Here is a 20,444-nt window from a genome sequence, read left to right as displayed (position 1 = left end):
TTTGATCCCCAATATGCTCGCACGCGAGAATGTACCGTTTTCCAAACTCGAAGGGCCTTGGTCAACGAATCACTAGACGGGACCAAATGTGAGTGTTGCTTGAGGACTGCCGCCACGATTGGTTGCAGGCAGTACTAGTTCTTTGCGCTTTTTAAAGGCTTTTTCTGCAAGCTTTGGCTTTACCGAAGGAAGGGGCAGGTCAATGTTTCGAAGCTTAATCGCAACTTCCTCTTGATATTTATAAAACGCTCCTGTGGTGTGGTCTACGATACAAAAATCAAGGAGACAGCCTGCTAGGCCCCAGCTAGACGGCGAAGAAGCAAATTTAAATTTTTCGCGCACCATGCCCGGCGCATTGCAATCTGCAGTAAGTTCCGTAAAACTTTTCAAAACTCGTATCGACCCACCTCCGTTTTTGAGCGTACCTAGCGCTTTACCTTTTTGCTTGATCGTGCAAATGCCTGTCTTTGGGGAGATACTGAAATTAACAACTTGATCGGTTCCTTCGATAAGTGAGGCGCACGATGACATCAATCCCGCAAGTGCCAAAATTCCAATGGTTTGTAATCTCATTATCCTCAGCACTTTCAAAATGATCGCAAAATAATCATGCTATCGCATGCTCAATTAGATCTAAGAATGCAAACAAACCTTCTGGATTGTAATAGTTTATGTGAGGCATCATGCCCGTCACTTTCCCTGAGCACGGTCAGCATCTTCTGCAACGAATTTCCTCAAAAATTTCTTCCAAGTCACCGTCCTCTTGCGCAAAATCTAAAAGGCATCTGAGAGCTTTGGAAATATCAGGCAAATCGTATTCTTTAACCATTTTTTCCAGAAATTCTTTCATCTCTTCGGTAACTTCAAAATTCATATTTATTTTTTTTTCACTGGCCATGAGATTATATCCTTGTTGATACATTAAAACTTGATTGAGGATAAAAAGTTATTTCACACGATTTCATTTTCTGACCTGTCTAAACGTCTTTTTCATCCTAACTTCTGGTTTTACAGCGAAAGGTGCCATTACCATGGCTATTAAGCTGCATACACAAAATAACCTGAGCGCCGCATCATATCCACCAGTTAAGTCATATAACGACCCTGAAATAAGAGGACCGGAGGCCTGCGCCAGGGTCTGTAAAGGAACCGTAATGCCTCTAATGGATCCTATATGCTGACGCCCGAAGCTATCAGCCCAAGCAACCGGCAACAATGTCATAAGCCCACCAATGCCTGCACCAAAAACCATCGCTGAAATGTATGCTGTCAAATTATCGACAACGAGTATCATTAAAATAGTTCCTATCGCCATTAACGCTGCAGCAACAGACAAGCTCTTCCGGGCACCAAACTTTAGCTCAAGTTGGCCAAATACTAATCCGCCTATGGCACTCATAAATGAGAAGCTGCTCACAGCTGTTGCGGCTACCCCGAGCGATATTCCTCGTTCAATGAGATGGGGGGCTTGGTGCAAACTCACACCCGCTTGTACAGGGTATATAAAAACAGAAAAAATAACGAGAACCCAAAATGTTCGTGTCCTTGAAGCCTCGCGTCGCGTGAAGCTATGTTCCGTTCCTTCTAAAGACTTATCCAATGTATTTTGGTTTTTTTTGGAAGATTTACGACTGGAAAACGGCCGAAGGCCTACATCCTCAGGTCGATGAACCATCAAAAATATATTGGGCAAAATACCCACGAGCAGCACTACAGTAGCCACGGCGAGCCACCCGATCCGCCAATTCCACATTGCTATAACGGCAAAAGAAATAATTGGCAGTAAAGTAAGGCCTATACTGTGAGCGAGGGCCGCCAAGGACATGGCTCGTCCTCGTGACACGATGAACCAATTGGCTACAGCGCTCGTGACGGCAATCTCAAAAGGTCCGGAAAAAGACATACGCCCAAGACAGAATGCGACATAAAACCAGATTAATGAATTAGTCTGCGAGAGTGCTGCCGCGCTTACTCCAATTAATAAGGTGCCAATAGCAAGGACTTGTCCAGAACCCCTTCGATCTACAAACACCCCAACCTTTGGCGATATAAGAGCACCCAATAGCCCCCCTAAAGACACAGCACCGGAGAATGCCGTTCTGGACCAATCGAATTCTTCTGTCATAGGTACTGCGAAAATCGAGAGAGTGGCGACGGCTGCGCCCTGCCGAGAAAAGTTGGCACACATTGCACACCCAACAATTACCCAACCGTAAAAAAAGGGAATACGGCGAACTAGTATTTCAAGGCTGCGCATAAGAAACTTCCGAATAATCGGATAGCTTGCTTTTGATAAATAACCATCTCAAAATAAAAAATCGAAACTTATGGTTACATAAATAATCATTAATAATCTGTTATTTGACCCGAATTCCTTTTGACTTGGCCTAGGGAACACCGAGCTACAGCCTCCACATGCCTAGCTCATATTCCTGATCGTATATTCTTTTTTATAACATGCAGCATGTCTTGTTGATCTTTTGTGCTTTATGTTTACTCATTTAACCGTTAGGAAGCTACGGCAGAATAAGGATAGTCATTTTTTGAATACACACAAATTGTAAACCCCTATTGGTATTACTATTCAAAAGGACTCTTTTAAAACCTGAAAAATAAAATATCGCCTAGGATAACGCATCCATCCTAACCTACAGGCGACCTCATTTTTAAAAACATTCAATCGTAATAGTGTTAGGATATAGTACGATGCTTTGTCAGCTCACTGAACTTCAAGAACAACTACAGTATCTCCCTCAGCAACAGGATCTTCTTCCTGTACCTTAATTTCAGTGATCGTCCCATCCTCGGGACAGATTACTGGTATTTCCATCTTCATAGACTCAAGTATCATTAACGTGTCACCATCAACAACCTCATCGCCTACTTTGCATTCAATCTTCCAAACGGTACCTGTCACTTCAGATTCAATATTTTCCGTCGCCATATTCCTAAGTCTCCCTATTCTTAAATAACCTCATTTACGAGGCCAGTGTGAACATCGCCCGATTGGAATTCTTCAGATCGAAGTATTTTCACCAGTGCCGGGATATTACACTTTATGCCTTCAATTTGAAATCTTTCCAATGCGCATATTAGAATTTGCGTAACCTCCTCGCGATTATTTCCACGAGCTATAACCTTAGCAAGCAAAGGGTCATAATAAGGAGTTACGTCCATACCTTCAACAAAGCCGGTCTCCACACGCACACCGTCCTCCTTAGGCGGCCGATATTTTTCAAGATGTCCTGGAGATGGGAAAAATTTTTGAGGATCCTCAGCATACACCCTTGCTTGGATTGAATGTCCAGAAACCGAAATGTCTGGCGGAACTATATCCTCAACGGACTCACCTGCAGCGGAACGAATTTGCGCAGCAACGAGATCAATGCCAGTAATTTCTTCACTCACCCCGTGCTCCACTTGCAGCCTTGTATTCATCTCTAAAAAGCTGAAATTCTTGTCTTGGTCCATTAGCATTTCAACAGTGCCTATATTGTCATAAGGCAACGCTTTGAGAGTAGATACAATACTGCTAGCCCTGTCCAAGATAACGCCGCGCATTACACCGGGCGCTGGCGCCTCCTCTATGATTTTTTGGTGCCGGCGTTGTATGGAGCAATCTCTTTCAAAAATGTGGCGAACATTGCCATATGCATCACCAAGAACCTGAAATTCTACGTGCCTAGGTTTTTCAACAAGTTTCTCGATGTAAATATCACCATTGCCAAACCCACGTTCAGCCATTGATCGCGCACGGCTTGCAGCCTTCAGCATTTGAGACTCATCGTGCGCCGGCAACATGCCAATACCGCCGCCTCCCGCAGCCGGCTTGATTAATACCGGGTAACCTATTCGGTTTGCCTCATTAATCATTGCTACATCATCTGTTAATAATCCTGACCCGCTGCCTACTTGCATACCATGCTTGGCCATCAACTCCCGCGCTTTGGTCTTGTGCCCCATAGCCGTAATCCATCGTGACGAGGGGCCAATAAAGGTAGCACCTGCTTTTTCAACGCAATCACAAAAATCGGGGTTTTCAGCAAGAAAACCATACCCTGGGTGAACCCCATCGGCGCCGCTTCTGCAAATTACATCACCGATCGCTTTTTGGTTAAGATAACTTTCTTTTGGATGGGCTGGCCCAACTGCAAAAGCCTCGTCGGCTTCCACCACGTAGGGCGCTCTAGCGTCGGCTTCTGAATAGACGACCACCGATCCAACACCAAGTTTCTTGAGGGTGCGAAGTATGCGTGATGCAATGGCACCTCGATTCGCTATCAAGATTTTCTCAAACATGGCCACTTTTGAATTCCGCTCCATAGTAAAAACTGACATTTCTCAATACTCAGAGGTCAAGCATCTTTTTGGTATTCTCAACCACACCAAGTTATGTCTTGGGTTTTATGGCGTGCTGCGCCACATGGCAAGTGACTTAATTACAAACAATTGTATCAAACTCATGTTATTGCATAATTGGCAAGAAAGGCCCTAATTGTCTTAGATAGTTTGTGATTTGTATCGGTTGCCCAAACAATTAAGCCAGTGTTAGTTGTAATGCGAAGACTGAACTTAACACTGTCTCTCTGTTCAATCCCTTCTCATTTCTAGGTGGGTCGATATTCTTAGGGCGGAAAGTTATGAATTATAGGCAAATTGCAAAATACATCACCACTTAAGTAGAGTGGGCATCGTATCGGGCTAATAGGCCTGTTAAAGGCTAGCGATGAGAGAGGTCAGAGGCTATTATTTCGCATGATATTGCCTATCAATAGTGAGTTTCCTGTGAAAAAATCGGTTGCTGAAAAAAAGAGTCCTGAGGGGCATAAGCCAAGATTATTGATCTTCATTGTGGCGTACAATGCGGAGAAGACGATAGAAGACGTCCTTACACGTATTCCGGAAACGCTTGCTAACGAGTTTACAGTCGAAGTGCTTATCATCGATGATGCAAGCGATGATGGGACCTTCGAGCGCGGCAAAGAAATTCAGAAGAAGGGGGACTTTCCGTTCACACTCCACGTGCTTTTTAATCCGGTAAATCAAGGTTACGGAGGCAACCAGAAAATCGGTTATCACTTTGCCATCGAAAAGATGTTCGACTTTGTCGCACTTTTACATGGAGATGGTCAGTACGCACCTGAGTGTCTGCCAGATCTTGCTCGACCACTTAAAGAAGGTAAAGCCGATGCGGTTTTTGGAAGCCGAATGATGAAAAAAGGTGCTGCATTAAAAGGGGGCATGCCTAAATACAAATTCGTTGGGAATAAGATTCTCAGCTGGTTCGAAAATAAAATGCTTCGCACCCATTTCACTGAATTTCACTCAGGTTATCGACTTTACTCAGTCGCAGCATTGCAGAAAATTCCATTCGACTTGAACACAAAAGACTTTCACTTCGACAGTGAAATAATAGTTCAATTTGTAATCGCTCAACTTAGGATCAAAGAAATAGAAATTCCTACCTATTACGGTGACGAAATTTGCCACGTTAACGGACTGAAATATGCTTGGGATGTAACTATGACGGTTCTAAAAGCTAAAGCTCAACAGCTTAGCATTTTTTATGATCGACGATTTGACTGCAGTAGCAGCACGCCCGGCACTTCTCACTACCTACCAAAACTAGACTTTAGAAGTCCACATAGTATTGCTTTAGAAATAGTGGGAAGTAAAAAACGCGTGCTCGATCTCGGCTGTGCAGGGGGTTATATCGCGAATGCACTTACCAAATCAGGTAATGACGTTACAGGCATAGATGCCTTCACTCCGACTGAAGAGATTAAGTTTCAACAGTTCATCGAACACGATCTCAACCAAGACACACTGCCTGTAACTCTTGAGGGCTACGACTACGTGCTGATGTTAGACGTCATAGAACACCTGTTAGCGCCTGAAAATTTCGTCGATCAGTTGCGTGCTGCCTCAGAAATGGCGCCAGGCGTTCGAATATTAGTATCCAGTGGTAATGTGAGTTTTATAGTTGCGCGTGTAATGCACCTTTTTGGACAATTTAACTATGGCAAACGCGGGATCCTAGACATAACCCATACAAGACTTTTTACGTTTGCAACGTTAAAGCGTTTATTTGAGCAAGGGGGATTTGAATTGGTCAAATGCGAGGGCGTGCCGGCACCATTTCCAATGGTTTTAGGAGACACTGTTACCAGCAAAGCACTCTTTGCTTTTAATAAAGCATTGATAAAGGTTTGGCGCAATGCATTTTCATATCAAATGTTTTATGTATTTCGGCCAAGTACGTCATTACCTTTTTTACTCAAAGATGCGATAGTTCAATCAGCAAAGCGTTCAAATGAAAGTAACACGCGAAACAACAAAGAACGCTAATAATATTATTTTTTTCGTGTAAACTTACTGACGATACTGTCATTCAGAGGGGTATATCTTTTGAGAAAAGAATATGCCCTCACGAGCCAGCGGTCCAATGCGACCAACACATGCTTTGTGACAGATTCGTCGGGCTTTGCCTTATAGTAAGTCGGTTTTAACTTCAATGGCACACCGGCATCACTGAAATAATAGAGTGCTAACGATTTTCGTGAGGCATATTCTGGGCACTCCAAAGGAACAGGATGTCCATGAAAACTTTTTTCTGTTGTATGAAATATTACGCATCTATTAAACATTGGCTCAATGGATGCAGCCTGAAACTCCATGCCCTCACCCCACAATTCTAGATCACCATTCCACTCACGCTGCCAACCCTTGTTAAGGTAAAGAAGTAAATTGAGCTGTCTACGCCAATTAGGACGCTCTGTGTGAGATAAAAAGTCCGTATGGATATTAAGGAAGCCCCCGGCCTTTATCTCATGCAGGCCGCCTCCATCTAGGTCGGGATCGGGCATGAGACCCTCAATGCCTGAAAGTTCACTTAACCAACTAATAAATTCTTGAGATGACAATTCATCAATAACACTGCGCGTAATCTCACCCATTGCATCCATCCGAGTAAGGCCCGATTTACGCTCATTAAAATGAGTATATTGATTCCAAGAGCCACCGTCGCTTGGTGTCTGACCAAACTCCTTTAATAAAAGTTCCGCGCTCTTATTTTCCAAGAAATTGTCGATAACTATATATGGGAAAGGATCTGAATTCCGAAAAGTCACCATGTCAGAGGGTAACCGCGCTGCCAAGTTTTTATAATCAAGGACTGCCATTACACTTTATCCCTAAGCTTTTTACGCCGCCAGTCGCAAAATTTTGCCCAAACGAATTGAAAACCATACAAAGCAAACAACATCATAGCCGGTTCTGTTGGAATTCTATAACGAGAATTGCCATGAAATAGGTGTACTGCGACGAAATAACCGATGAATGCTAAAAGAGTGAACATTAAGGCATAATGGCCGCGGCGCCACATCGCACAGATCCCGACAAGGCCAATACATCGTGTAAGAAAGGCAAAAAAAAGCGCCAAGAAACTCAAACTTAGAGCAGCCATCGGCGCCTCACCAAAAAATGTAACTAGCATGGCTCTCACGTTTTGTTGAGATGTTTTAAACCAGACGCGATTTAACCGTGCGGTATCGATTCCCAGAATATTGTGGAAATTTCCGGCACCCCCTGAAAACATAAATTGAATGATAGATCGAGCTGTTACTTTTGCAATTATTTCGGCAGGATATGACAAAATAGCTTCATAACCATGTCTCTCTAAGACTGCGAATTTCTCCACACCACTCAACATGTCCCAGCCCTCACCTTGAGCGGCTATCACTTTTGCATGAAAAGACCCCGGGGCGGTAATGCGTTTTTCTGCCTCATGATAGCTAACCCCGTGCATATTTGCCTCTAGCATGACCACTTGGTCCCATAAAAAACGATATCTAATCTCGTGCTCTGATAGTGAATAACCATTGCCTGCAGCAGAAAGCTTCATAGCCCATGGTACCATTATCGCTATTGCTACCAAACTGGCCGTAATTCCTTGAATAAATAATCTCCAAAAAGAAGATTTAGCACCAGCTAATAAAGCGATTATTGGCAAAGAAATTGGGAGAGCGATGACAAGAAATTGTGATGTGGGTTTTACTAGGCATGCTAAAGCCAATGCAATCCCGATAATAACAGCATTCTGCCATCTAAAATCTTTACGGACAATTCGAAGTAACGACCAGAACCCGATCGTTATAAAAAAAAGGAAAAGTGTTTCACTTTGAATTAAATGGGCTGTGCCAAGAAGATTAGGATTTAAGATAACCAGCGCCAACCCAACATCCTCCCAGCCCGACAGCCAGTCACTGACAATGATCCTAAATAGAACCCCAACACCAAAAAGCAAAATTACCTGCAAACTAACAACGGCCCCTGGGGACTCTCCGAATAAAAATACAAGCACCGAGATCATTAATGGATAGAGCGGTGTGCGATACAGATTCGGTTCCGCGGGATTGTTAAGCTCAACAAAATCGCCATACTTCAGAAATGCTATTGCCGGATCCCAATAAGAATTTGCATCACCTCCTTGAGCTAAACTAGCGCCCGGCTCTGCGAAAACAGCAATTACTACATTACAAAGGAAATATGTGCCGGAAACAGCCCAAAATGGCCAAGGCAGTGAGCCGACGCAAACATTAAACTTTTGAAATACTGTGGCCAAACCCGCCATTCGTCACCTCACACCGAATTTTTTATCGAGAACATTGTCAAGTTCGTCACGCCAATCAGGCGTTTCAATAGAATAGCTGTCTTTGAGACGTTTTAATGACAGTCGACTATTAGCAGGTCTGGTTGCCAGTGTTGGATACTCGACGGACGATACCGGTCTCACCTCTTTAACTCGTAGCTGCGCCCCACGCAGCCGCGCTCCTGAAAATATAGCCTCTGAAAAGCCATGCCAACTTGTCTGGCCGGACGCAGTACAATGAACCAAGTTTGCCTTTTCAAAAATTTCTCTTATTCCAAATTCATGTATTTGTTTGATAATGCTGGCTGTTGATGAAGCGACTAACTCTGCAGATGTTGGGGCACCGATTTGATCTGAAACAACCGATAATTTTTCCTGCGCCGCCCCAAGCCTTAACATCGTTACAAAGAAATTGTTCCCCGAAGCGCTGTAGACCCAGCTCGTTCTCAAAATCAAGTGCGGAATGCCACTACTAGCGATCGCTCGATCACCAGCTAGCTTGCTCTCCCCATAGACATTCACGGGCCGTGGCTCAGCATCTTCAAAGTGAGGGCTCTTTCCGCTGCCGTCATAAACATAGTCGGTTGAAAAATGTATCATGGCAGCATTATTAGTCGCACACCAATTGGCCATGACCCCAGGCGCCAATGCATTCACGGCAAATGCATGCTCTCTATTTTTCTCTGCGCCGTCAACATCAGTGTACGCAGCTGTATTAACTATTAGATCTGGCTTAAATCTTGTTAAGGCAGCCCTCAGATTTGATGGCTTTTTAAGATCGAACTCTTCTCGGCTTACCAACTTGCACTCACATACATTCAGCAAAAGGTGGCCTAAATGGCTGCCTATTTGCCCGTGTCTACCAGTCAGCAAAACTCTCATGGCTTACTGTCGAACATTGGCAGCGTGGTCGCATCAGCCAAGGAACAAGCGTTTTTGTCCTTTTCAGACAAGACCGGCACTTCTACGGGCCACTTGATTCCAATCTCTGGGTCATTGTATCGGATGGTATGCTCAGTCGCAGGATTATAGGGGGCCGTACATTTGTAAAAAAATTCGGCTCGTTCACTTATCACACAAAAACCGTGTGCGAAACCCTCTGGAATCCATAGTTGCTCACGCGTCTCACCACTGAGCTCAATACCAACCCAACTACCAAACCTAGGACTTCCACGCCGCAAATCTACTGCAACGTCAAAAACTCGTCCAACTAGCACCGAGACTAATTTGCCTTGAGCCATTGGTGCCTGATAGTGAAGTCCGCGCAGCGTGCCTTTTGTTGATAGCGAAACATTATCTTGTGCGAAATCGCCGGGTATACCGTACCCAGCATATCGATCCTGGTTCCAACTCTCGTAGAAATATCCTCTATTATCATCAAATTTCTTGGGTTTTATCAGCAAAACCTCTGGCAGTGCTGTCTTGGAGACATCCATCCCCTAACCTCGCTGAATTAAGGATTTTAAATAGACACCATATGCACATTTAGAAAATGGTTGTGCTAACGCTAACAGCTCCTGGTCACTAATCCATTTATTCCGCCAAGCAATTTCCTCCAAACAAGAGATCTTTTGGTCTTGTCGGCGCTCGATAGCAGCGACGTAAGTTGACGCGTCAAGAAGCGAGTCATGTGTGCCGGTATCAAGCCATGCGAAGCCGCGCCCCAACAGTTCCACATTGAGGGCGTCTCGTGCCATATAATCATTTAACAAGTCTGTAATTTCAAGTTCACCTCTTGCAGAGGGGGTCAATGTCGATGCGATGTCAACTGCCTCATTATCACAGAAATATAGCCCTGTGACTGCCATATTGGATTTCGGCTGAGCAGGTTTTTCTTCAATTGAAATGGCGCGTCCAAATTCGTTCATCTCAACCACGCCGTAGCGTTTCGCATCCTTGACCGCATATGCAAATACTGTCGCACCCATCTCTTTAGCATTTACAGCCTGCAATCTAGCACTAAGGCCTTGTCCATAAAAGATGTTGTCACCAAGAACTAATGCAGCAGGGCTACCTGATAGGAAATTTTTAGCTATACAGAAAGATTGTGCGATACCATCGGGTGATCGTTGAGTCGCATACTGAAAACACATTCCAAGCGCCGTTCCGTCACCAAGTAATCTCTTAAAAATAGGCAAATCTTCGGGCGTCGAGATAATCAAAACATCTTTAATACGTGCCAACATCAGAACTGATAAAGGGTAATAGATCAGAGGCTTGTCATATACAGGCATCAGTTGCTTGCTGATTGCTAATGTTAATGGATACAGCCTAGTGCCTGCACCTCCGGCGAGTAAGATCCCTTTGCGAGCCATATTTTTCAATCCACCATAAATGACGTTATCTCAGCTGCCCTCTCATCAGGCAATTCTTCAGCTAGAAAATGTCCACATTCGAGCCCCCGTCCCTGCACGTCCACGGCCCACCCGCGCCATATTTCTAACGGGCTCTCATTTCTACCCGGCCTGCCTAGATTGCCCCATAGCACTGAAGTGGGGCACGAGATTTTATGTCCTGACTCCTTGTCAGTTTTATCATGTTCGAAATCTGCCCGGACATTATTACGATATTCATCACAAGTTGCACGAATAGTTTCAGGGTTTTTGAAATCAGCAATGCACTGTTCGTGTGCTTCCGGAGTGAAAGGATCTTCCTTGCCGGCCCATTTATTGCACAAAAACGTAAAATAAAACTCGGGGTTGGCACCAATTAGTTTCTCTGGAAAGCCTGGTTCCTGGCCCATAAAATACCAATGAAAACCACCGTATGCGCCTCTCGCATTCAAACGAATTAATTGTTCGTACGTGGGCACGATATCAAGCACAACAAGTTTTTTTAATCTATCGGGAAAATATAAAGCCAAACGATAGCCGCATCGCCCTCCTCTATCATGACCAATTACACTAAACTTGTTGTAGCCAAGTGTTTCCATGACTTTCACCATATCATTAGCCATTACGCGTTTTGAGAAATTTTCAAAGTTTTGCACTCGTGCTGGCTTATCTGAACGTCCATAACCTCGCATATCTGGGCAGATTAACGTAAAATAATTTGCTAGCTTTGGGGCAACCATATGCCACATGATATGGTTCTGAGGGTAACCATGTAGCAGCAATAGGGGGGGACCCTCTCCGCCGTTTCGGAGAAATATCTCTACTCCTGAAACGCTAGTATATTTTTCTTTAAAGTTTTTATACATTACGGTTTGATAGCGACAGACTGTCCCTTGACTTTATATGTTGAATAAGGTTTTCCGTGTCTTGGAGAATTCTAGCAAATTAGTAAAGATGTATGTCGTTTATAGGGGATAATTTATGACACTCGATACAGGAATATTTCAGCAACTCGAAGACACGATAGCACGGGTAGTACGCGAACGGTGGGTGCCAGCCGAAGACCAAGTCGAAGAGACAGGGGAAGTTCCTGAGAATATCATAGATGAGATGAAAGAACTTGGTTTGTTCGGGCTGACGGTGCCGGAGGAATATGGAGGGCTTGGCCTCAACACGGAAGAGGAGGCGCGATTGATGTTCGAGGTTGGTAAAGCTGCGCCTGCGTTTCGCTCGGTATTTGGAACGACGATAGGAATTGGAAGCCAAGGCCTGGTTATGGATGGCACGGAAGAGCAAAAACAAAAATATTTACCTCAATTGGCGGCAGGCGACATCATAGGGTCTTTCTGCCTTACCGAACCGAATGCTGGATCCGATGCAAAAGCGGTCCAAACCACGGCTATTCTTGATGGTAACGAGTATGTTCTGAATGGAACTAAACGTTATATTACCAATGCGCCGCGTGCTGGGTTATACACGGTATATGCTCGTACCAACCCGAGTGATAAAAATGCAAGTGGCGTCTCTGCAATCCTGGTGGAGGCTGGTACAGATGGGATGACTACGGGTAAAACAGACAAAAAAATGGGACAAAAAGGCACTTTAACCTCCGATGTGATTTTTGAGGATTGCCGTGTGCCAGCAACCCAATTACTTGGGCATGAGGAAGGCTTGGGTTTTAAGACTGCTATGAAGGTGTTAGACAGAGGGCGGTTGCATCTGGCTGCAGCCTGTGTCGGCATGGCAAGACGTCTTATCGATGACTCGCTAGCCTACGCTATGGAACGTAAGCAGTTTGGAAAACCGATTGCAAACTTTCAGCTCATACAGGCAATGTTGGCAGACAGCGAAACCGAACTTTATGCAGCACGGACTATGACTTTAGATGCTTGCAGACGCAGAGATGCAGGCGAAAATACCGCGCGTGTAGCCGCTTGTGCCAAGTATTATGCAACGGAAATGGTTGGCCGCGTCGCAGATCGTGCTGTGCAGATTCATGGGGGTGCCGGCTATATTGCAGAATATAAAGTCGAACGTTTTTATCGCGACGTCCGTTTATTTCGATTGTATGAGGGCACGTCGCAAATTCAACAGCTTATCATTGCTCGTGATATGATCAAGAATGCGCATTAGCACGACCACGCTAGCAACGACCCCAATAAGTCTCCGTTAGCACCAAAAACACAATCCAAGAGTGCTTTTGACACCTTCTGGCTTTGGATCATAAGGCATTTATCAGAGGAAGTACCTGAATATGAGTCGTCCCTTTAAAGGTATTAAGGTTATCGATATTACCCACGTACTTGCTGGGCCTTTCTCAACCAATCAACTTGCCCTACTTGGTGCCGATGTAATCAAAGTTGAAAATCCGGAAGACCCAGATCAAGCCCGCACCTCGGGTTCTGACCATTTATTAAATGAATGTAATATGGGCACAAGTTTTCTCACCACAGGATCGAACAAACGCTCTTTTACGGTCAATCTAAAAACAAAAAAAGGGCAAGAAATAATAAAAGCATTGGCAAAGGAAGCCGATGTACTCGTAGAAAATTACAGGTCCGGTGCGCTCAATGCTTTGGGGATTGGGTATGAGGACATTAAAAAGATTAATCCTACTATCATTTACTGCTCGTTGACGGCGTGGGGTCAAGAGGGACCACGCGGCCAACAAACCGGATACGATCAAGTTATTCAGGGTTATTCAGGAATGATGTCTATAACCGGTAATTCCGAAACAGGTCCGATGCGGTGCGGCCCTCAACTAATTGATTTTGCAACAGGGACTACTGCGGCCTTTGCAATAGCAAGTGCGCTGTTTCAACGTGAACGGACTGGAAATGGTCAATATATCGATGGCTGCCTAACAGATACAGCGTTCATTTTGATGGGAGCCCAGATCACTGGCGCTCTTAGAACCGGCAAAAAATTAGATTATCAAACACCCGACAGAGGGCAGGCTACCCATAGTGAATATATGGCAGAGGACAACATGCTACTTCTGGGAGCAAGTAATCACCGCCAACATACGCGATTTTGGGAGTTGGTTGGCCAGCCAGAGAGGGCTAACAAATCAGATTCTTACAGAAGACAGAATCGAACCCAAGAAGCTGAGGCACTCAGAAAATTGATTGCGACAAAAACAGCTCAGGAATGGGAAGACTTTCTTCAGGAAAATCATATTCCTGCTGCACGCCAACGTAGTGTCGAGGAGGCGATTTCCGACCCGCAAGTAAAGTATCGTAATATTTTTCACTGCTATAAGGACGGATCCCAGGAAGTTGATGGTGAGTATACTGTGCCCGTTGCCGCATTTAAATATGCTGAGGAGGGTCCTAGGGTAGATAGTCCACCGCCTACATTCGGTCAGCACAATACAGAAATACTCAAAGATTTGGGCTACACAAGCAATGAAATTGCGGAACTTAAGAAATCAAAGATCATAGGGTGAATGAACTAAGTTTTGGCTCAAACTCATAAACACCAAGCAGTTTATCTCCGTTGGTGTTGAGGCTGCATTTGCCATGCAATGCGACAAACACGCTTCAAAGCTCCAAAGGTATGCTAATGCATTGAAAAGATCTAATGTCGATATATCAAAATCATCTTCTTAAAACGTTACGTTACTGTAAGAAGCCTCGCAATGGTGCCCGCGTCTTTAACGTCTTCGATATTAAGAATTACATCGCGTAACTCAACAACTTGTTTCTGATCCAAACTCTTTGAGGCTAGCTTTTCAAATTTTTCTATGACGTCAGAATCAGATGCAAAGTGTTTTTCACTGCCGCGTGCTGCCTCAACCGATTCTTTCTCAACGGACCCATCATTGAAGTGGATCTCAACATTAACACTGTGTCTGTAAGACGGTCCCTTGGCGGTTATTTCAGGATCTTCAAACGTCTTAACTTTTTTTGCAAATTCCATTCTTGTTGGATCAGCAACAATCGCTTCACTAAACTGGTCAACAAAACAGTCACCCTCAATCAGCATCGTTGCTACGCAGAATGGCAGGTTTAGCTGTGCTGATGTTACTCCCTCCGGCTTATATTCCCAACCAACATGCTCGACGGTAACTTTGGAGCCGTGAATAATAATTTCCTTTACGTCATGGGGCTCAAAAGGACGCCGCTCCCGAATTATTTTCAATGCATCCATCGTGGTATGATTAGTGCCAACACAAGAATAAAATTTCAAGGCTATCCCCATCGTCTCCCAGACGTCGCCAAATCCATGATTTAACTGTTCTAAGTCAAAGCGATCCTGAGACCGCGAAAAAGTGGTGCAGAAGCCACCATACTCGCTCTCCAGCACATCAGTAATCCCGGTGAATCCCTGTTCTGCCAGAAGGGCTCCGTAAAGACCACTTTGAGAAGAACGACCTGCGTGCATTCGTTTTACCATGCCTCCGAATTGTGCGGCCATAAGACCGGCAGCCTGCGTCCCAGCAACACCAAGTGCATGTACTGTTTGATCCTCAGAGAGGCCTAGTCCAGATGATGCGCCAGCGGCAGCCGAGAATACACCCACAGTAGCTCCAGAGTGCCAACCTTGTGTGATATGCTCGTTACCCATGCAGACACCAACACGAGGACCAATTTCGTATCCAGCAACAGCAGAGGTTAGAAAGTCTTTTCCGCTTAATGCACCTTTCAGCTCAACCACAGAAACTAGTGCAGGCAGCGTAACCGCGCCCACATGCAAAATCCCCCGCCGATGTACATCATCGAGCTCAAACCCTTGGGTTAGGGTGCCATTGATCAAAGCAGCATGAGGCGCCGAAATACGTTGGTTGGTTCCCCACACACCACACTGTTCAGAGCTGTCAGAGCGCCCAAGTGTTTTCATTAATATCTGAGACCATTCCAAGTCTACAGCATAAAGAGCGCACCCCAAGGAATCCAGAATCAGTAATTTGATGCGATCGCGAACATTCTTCGGTATATCATCATATCGTAATCCAGAAACGAATTTCGCTATCCCACGCGTGTAAGGATTGTCCCGTACGATGTGCTGCGCCATTTTTCTCTCCCCTGTCTTAAAGATATAAAGTATCACCCACCACGTTTAAGAAATAGGTGCAGTGCAAAAATCAGACGTTTCTGTTCGCCCTCTTACAATGTGTTATCAAAATATTGATAAACTTGCCAAGTGGCTTAAAACCAGTTGGTATGGATTTTTTGACATCGCGAATAAGTTTAGATGAATTGCCGGCAAACTACGATGTGTTGATAAGGTTGGATATATTCGGCAAGTAATCATGTGTGATACCACCAATGCCGAAAATAAAAATAATTCCGCAATTTGGCAGGATATTCTATCGGTAAGCAAAGCTTTCCTCGTCAGAAAAGTATTTATTTCGTCCGAGGAAATTTTTTGGGAATGTGATCCAGTTGACAAAAAAACAAGCTGACTGCTGACAAAAAGAAAGTCAAATTATTGGGCAGGCATCCGGTAACATTCAGCATTGCCCCGATTTTATTTACTTATTTCAGTAGTTTACTGAGCATTGTGGTAAGTTTTTTTAACATCTCGTTGTTAAAACTGTTATAATCCAGACGTTTAAACATTGGCATATCTACCTTTCAAGCTACAGCGTCATACAGCTACATCTGGTTGCAGTTTTTTTTTATTTGAAAAGAGTGCGATTCAGGACTAGCGGCTTTTTAACAAAACCGCTATATCTCCCATCATAGTGTGCTGTTATAACTGTAACAGAACGCTTATTTGTTAAAATCCGTGTAGCGAGTGGCATCGCTTCCGGAAAATTTGTAACCTCATAAGGGAGGCCTTTTTATGATCAAGAAATTGTTCTCAGGCCGCGTGGCTTGCGCTTTTGCCATATCGGCATTTGCCATTTCGCTCGGCGTGACGACCGCAAACGAAGCCAAAGCGGTCGACTTCGCGGGAAAGCGCATCCGCGTAATTATACCCTTTAACGAGGGTGGTGGCACGGATAGTCTTGCCCGTTTCTTACAGCCATATTTGGAGCGGCATTTGCCAGGAAAACCCAAAATTCTGGTTGTCAACAAGCCGGGTGCAGGTGGCATAGTTGGAGGTAACTACTTCCAAGCTCGCGCTAAGAAAGACGGCACGTGGGTAATGGCTGTTTCTATTTCAACTGTTATGAACTATGTACTCAAAGATCCAAGGGTAAAGTTTGATATCATGAAATGGGATCCTATCGCCCTCTTGCCACGAAGTGCCATGATCTATAGCCGTCCAGAGCTTGGTCTCAAAGGGTTAAGCCCGAAAGCTCAGTTGGCAAAAATGGCATCTTTGCCTAAAGATGCACTTGTGATGGGCGGTAAAACACCAACCTCCACGGACATCAATTATCGTGCAGCCTTTTCGTTAATGGGCATTGAGCTAAAAAACGTTTGGGGCATGAAAGGTAATGGCCCGATGGCTCTGGCATTTGAACGTGGTGAATTTACGCTTATGTATGATAATTGTTTATCGTATCTAAACAATCGTAAATCTTTCCGCGATGAAGGATTATCGGTTGAATTGTTCACATTTGGCGCGCCAGACATTAACGGCAAATGGAAAGATAAGAACGGAAAATGGAATCGTGATGCAGTCTGGCCGAACGTACCCTCATATTTCGAGTATTATGAGGCAGCAACCGGCAAGAAGTTCACGGGTGCCGCGGCAGAAGCCACAATGAAGCTGACCAAGATTGGGGTTAATGTCAACAAAGCCTACTTGCTACAAGGCGGTACATCTGCTCCAGTATTGAAAGCGTGGCGTGGAGCTTTCAAAAAGGCAATGGCAGATCCTGACTTTATCAAAAGAAAAGATCGGATCATCGGACCCTATGCTGTTACAATTGGTGAAGCAGCGGGTGCCGTTATGAAGCAAAACTTCTCTCTGACGAATGGCGAGAAGGCATATTTCAGGAAATACCTAAAAACTCGGTATAATCTTGATCTAAAGATCTAAATTAACCAAAGTTAGTAGTGTTAGCGCCCGGATGTCATTCCGGGCGCTTTCTTTTTGAGGCACTATATCTTTTGTAGCTTTTTGAAGCTACGACTTACAATTCGTCCTTTCCATCATCACTTGTTAAATGCTGGGGCATTGAAAGCCTGCACAGTATCAATTACCCACAATAACACCCCTCAGTTCGTGTAATAGTCGAACATCATGTCATCTTATTTGAATTTGCCACTTTCCTGGTTTCAATAAGTGCGCTAAAAATAATGTATTAGGAACACTTAGTATCCATATTTACGATTTGCATAAAGGCTCCCTGAGCAAAAGGGTGGAGGGTTAGCAATGGATGACGTTTTCTTTCAGGCTCTGGTAAATCTTTTTGCGTTAGAGCACCTGTTTTTCTTGTTACTCGGAACTGCTTTAGGCCTTGTGGTGGGTGTGTTACCGGGCCTTGGAGGGGTAGCTGGTTTATCGCTACTACTTCCTTTTGTTTTTGATATGGATCAAGCTTCCGCGCTCGCTATGATGGTAGGTCTTCTGGCACCAACAACGACCTCTGATACATTCCCATCTGTCTTAATGGGAATTCCTGGTACATCCGGATCGCAAGCTACGGTTATGGATGGTTTCCCACTCTCAAAAAGGGGTGAAGGCGCCCGAGCATTAGGTGCAGCTTTCACTGCTTCATTATTTGGGGGACTTTTTGGAGCATGTGTCCTTACTGCCGCAATATTTGCAGCGCGTCCCATAATATTACTATTCGGATTAATTGAACAATTTATGCTTATTATGCTCGCACTCAGCATGATTGGTATGTTAACAGGGAATAATGCGTTAAAGGGTTTAGCCACATGTGTGGTGGGTCTCGTAATTGGCATGGTGGGCTATGAGCCACACGGAGCGTTTCGCCTAACATTTGATCTCATCTACTTAAGCGATGGGATCAAAATTGTTATCATCGGTCTAGGTATGTTCGCGATGCCAGAGATCATTGATCTCGTACGCCGCCATCAAACAATTTCCGAAGATGGAACGGTTCTCGGCCAGGGCTGGTTACGCGGTGTGAAAGACGCTTTTAAGAATTGGTTCATCGTCATTCGTTGCGCAACCATCGGTTGCATCGTTGGCGCGCTTCCGGGGCTGGGCGGTTCTGTAGTCGATTGGATTGCATACGGCCACGTAATCCAAACATCGAAAGACCGAGAAAAATTCGGGACCGGAGATATCCGCGGTGTGCTGGCTCCTGAGTCATCAAATAATGCCAAAGAGGGTGGAGCAATGATCCCCACGATATTATTTGGCATTCCAGGTTCAGGCAGCTATGCGATTATGTTGTCCGGCTTTATTCTTATCGGTATTGAACCGGGCACGGAAATGATCACGACCAAGCTCCATTTAACGTATACAATGATTTGGTCACTTGCTCTCGCGAACGTTTTCGGAGCAGGCTCTTGTATTCTCTTGGCTCCATATATCGCTCGTTTGACAACTATAAAATACGGATACTTAGCACCATTCATGCTAGTTCTGATCTTTTTTGCTGCATTCCAAGCAACGCGTATCTGGGCTGACCTAATCAGTCTTTTTATCTTTGGCACCCTTGGGGTCTTTATGAAGCGCTTTGGCTGGTCGCGACCTGCGTTGTTAATAGGCTTCTTTCTCTCCACAAGAATAGAAACCAGCCTCTATCAGTCGCTGCAAATCTATAATTCGTGGGAAAAAATTGAAGGGCGCTGGATGCTGTGGTTGCTAGTGGCTTTGACAATAGTTTCAATAATCGCGGCTCTTCGCTACAATCCTAACGCTGGCAAGGAGTACAGCGAGGATAGTGATCACACCACACGAAATAAGCGTCCGCAAATTATATTTACACTCATTATGTTGGGTATAGTAACTGCTGCAGCCGTTGATGGTTTCAAATACGAAACTATGGGCCGGATATTCCCATTTGCGGTTGGTGGGGTAGGCTTATTATTTATTCTTCCATTACTGTATCAACAATGCTTCTCAACAGTGCCACGGACAGCCTTATGCGATAGAGAAACTAATACTGAGACTGCGCACTCAGAATGGTATTATTTGTTATGGATAATCGGCATGCTTGTGTTTATGTCAATTGTCGGATACCCGCTTGGAGCAATGTTCTTTATATGGCATTTCGTCCATGTTAAGGTTGGAAAAGACCATGTTAGGAATGGTTTGTTAGGATTATCTGCTTTTGTATTCCTTGGCATACTCTCCGGCGCTCTTACATTAGAATATCCTCCAGGCCTTTTGCAGTGGGTTAGTGCAACATATTTTGGCTATGAGATGCCTTTCTGGATCGGAGGCCCGCAATAAAACCTAAATTGTTGAACTTGGCTGCTGGAGGCAGACCTTAATTGCCAGCAAACAATATCGGCCGATCCCAACCACCGCTTATTTAATGGTGATTGGGTCGCCGTGAACCGTGCGTTAAAATGCAAATTGTTGCAAAAAATAAACAAGGGCACTCGGGTTTGCCGGCCTCATGATCATGCCGCGCCGCT

17 protein-coding genes are annotated in these 20,444 nt (G+C 44.6%); 5 read left to right on the top strand and 12 right to left on the bottom strand.

The window, feature by feature from the left end; all coding sequences use genetic code 11:
* Positions 1-72: 72 nt before the first annotated feature.
* The 5 genes from VX941_08110 to VX941_08090 form a co-directional block, all read right to left on the bottom strand.
* Positions 73-573: a hypothetical protein gene (locus VX941_08110; protein MEE2933371.1), complete on the bottom strand. Its 501-nt coding sequence runs from the start codon at positions 571-573 to the stop codon at positions 73-75.
* A gap of 136 nt (positions 574-709) precedes the next feature.
* A complete protein-coding gene (locus tag VX941_08105) occupies positions 710-898 on the bottom strand; it encodes a hypothetical protein (protein MEE2933370.1) in 189 nt (62 codons plus the stop codon).
* 63 nt (positions 899-961) lie between these two features.
* Positions 962-2,257 (bottom strand): MFS transporter, encoded by a 1,296-nt coding sequence (locus tag VX941_08100; protein ID MEE2933369.1) that lies wholly within the window; start codon positions 2,255-2,257, stop codon positions 962-964.
* 462 nt (positions 2,258-2,719) lie between these two features.
* Positions 2,720-2,944, bottom strand: coding sequence for a biotin/lipoyl-binding carrier protein (locus tag VX941_08095; GenBank protein ID MEE2933368.1), 225 nt, complete (start codon positions 2,942-2,944; stop codon positions 2,720-2,722).
* Positions 2,945-2,964: 20 nt separating this feature from the next.
* Positions 2,965-4,338, bottom strand: a complete 1,374-nt coding sequence (locus VX941_08090) for a biotin carboxylase N-terminal domain-containing protein (protein MEE2933367.1) — start codon at positions 4,336-4,338, stop codon at positions 2,965-2,967.
* Positions 4,339-4,755: 417 nt separating this feature from the next.
* On the opposite strand from VX941_08090, the gene VX941_08085 reads away from it, so the two are divergent.
* Positions 4,756-6,348: a bifunctional glycosyltransferase/class I SAM-dependent methyltransferase gene (locus VX941_08085; protein MEE2933366.1), complete on the top strand. Its 1,593-nt coding sequence runs from the start codon at positions 4,756-4,758 to the stop codon at positions 6,346-6,348.
* Between the two features lie 5 nt (positions 6,349-6,353).
* Here the strand turns inward: VX941_08085 and VX941_08080 are convergent, their stop codons facing one another.
* The 6 genes from VX941_08080 to VX941_08055 are packed head-to-tail and all read right to left on the bottom strand — an operon-like array spanning position 6,354 to position 11,849.
* Complete coding sequence (locus tag VX941_08080) at positions 6,354-7,181, bottom strand: 2OG-Fe(II) oxygenase (protein ID MEE2933365.1); 828 nt, start codon at positions 7,179-7,181, stop codon at positions 6,354-6,356.
* Positions 7,181-8,632, bottom strand: coding sequence for a hypothetical protein (locus VX941_08075; protein MEE2933364.1), 1,452 nt, complete (start codon positions 8,630-8,632; stop codon positions 7,181-7,183). Before VX941_08075 ends, VX941_08080 begins: the two co-directional genes overlap by 1 nt.
* Positions 8,633-8,635: 3 nt before the next feature.
* Positions 8,636-9,532 carry a dTDP-4-dehydrorhamnose reductase gene (rfbD, locus tag VX941_08070; protein MEE2933363.1) on the bottom strand — a complete coding sequence of 299 codons (897 nt, stop codon included), beginning with the start codon at positions 9,530-9,532 and terminating at the stop codon, positions 8,636-8,638.
* Positions 9,529-10,086: a dTDP-4-dehydrorhamnose 3,5-epimerase gene (gene rfbC / locus VX941_08065; protein MEE2933362.1), complete on the bottom strand. Its 558-nt coding sequence runs from the start codon at positions 10,084-10,086 to the stop codon at positions 9,529-9,531. The genes rfbD and rfbC overlap by 4 nt, the downstream gene beginning before the upstream one ends.
* Positions 10,087-10,089: 3 nt before the next feature.
* The gene (rfbA, locus tag VX941_08060; protein MEE2933361.1) at positions 10,090-10,965 is read right to left on the bottom strand and encodes a glucose-1-phosphate thymidylyltransferase RfbA; all 876 of its coding nucleotides are present in this window, start codon (positions 10,963-10,965) and stop codon (positions 10,090-10,092) included.
* A gap of 5 nt (positions 10,966-10,970) precedes the next feature.
* Entirely contained in the window at positions 10,971-11,849 is an 879-nt protein-coding gene (locus VX941_08055; GenBank protein MEE2933360.1) for an alpha/beta hydrolase, read from the bottom strand.
* A 115-nt stretch (positions 11,850-11,964) separates the two neighbouring features.
* Between VX941_08055 and VX941_08050 the strand changes: the two genes are divergently transcribed.
* Entirely contained in the window at positions 11,965-13,116 is a 1,152-nt protein-coding gene (locus tag VX941_08050; protein ID MEE2933359.1) for an acyl-CoA dehydrogenase family protein, read from the top strand.
* A 121-nt stretch (positions 13,117-13,237) separates the two neighbouring features.
* On the top strand, positions 13,238-14,431 hold the full coding sequence (locus VX941_08045) for a CaiB/BaiF CoA-transferase family protein (GenBank protein MEE2933358.1): 1,194 nt from the start codon (positions 13,238-13,240) through the stop codon (positions 14,429-14,431).
* 167 nt (positions 14,432-14,598) lie between these two features.
* On the opposite strand, the gene VX941_08040 is transcribed toward VX941_08045, so the two are convergent.
* Positions 14,599-15,999 carry an MmgE/PrpD family protein gene (locus VX941_08040; protein MEE2933357.1) on the bottom strand — a complete coding sequence of 467 codons (1,401 nt, stop codon included), beginning with the start codon at positions 15,997-15,999 and terminating at the stop codon, positions 14,599-14,601.
* 774 nt (positions 16,000-16,773) lie between these two features.
* Between VX941_08040 and VX941_08035 the strand changes: the two genes are divergently transcribed.
* On the top strand, positions 16,774-17,922 hold the full coding sequence (locus VX941_08035) for a hypothetical protein (protein MEE2933356.1): 1,149 nt from the start codon (positions 16,774-16,776) through the stop codon (positions 17,920-17,922).
* 336 nt (positions 17,923-18,258) lie between these two features.
* Positions 18,259-20,256 carry a tripartite tricarboxylate transporter permease gene (locus tag VX941_08030; protein ID MEE2933355.1) on the top strand — a complete coding sequence of 666 codons (1,998 nt, stop codon included), beginning with the start codon at positions 18,259-18,261 and terminating at the stop codon, positions 20,254-20,256.
* Positions 20,257-20,444 lie beyond the last annotated feature (188 nt).

It is taken from the genome of Pseudomonadota bacterium (assembly GCA_036339585.1).
GTDB lineage: Bacteria > Pseudomonadota > Alphaproteobacteria > UBA8366 > UBA8366 > UBA8366.
This window is presented reverse-complemented; position numbering and strand designations above follow the sequence as displayed.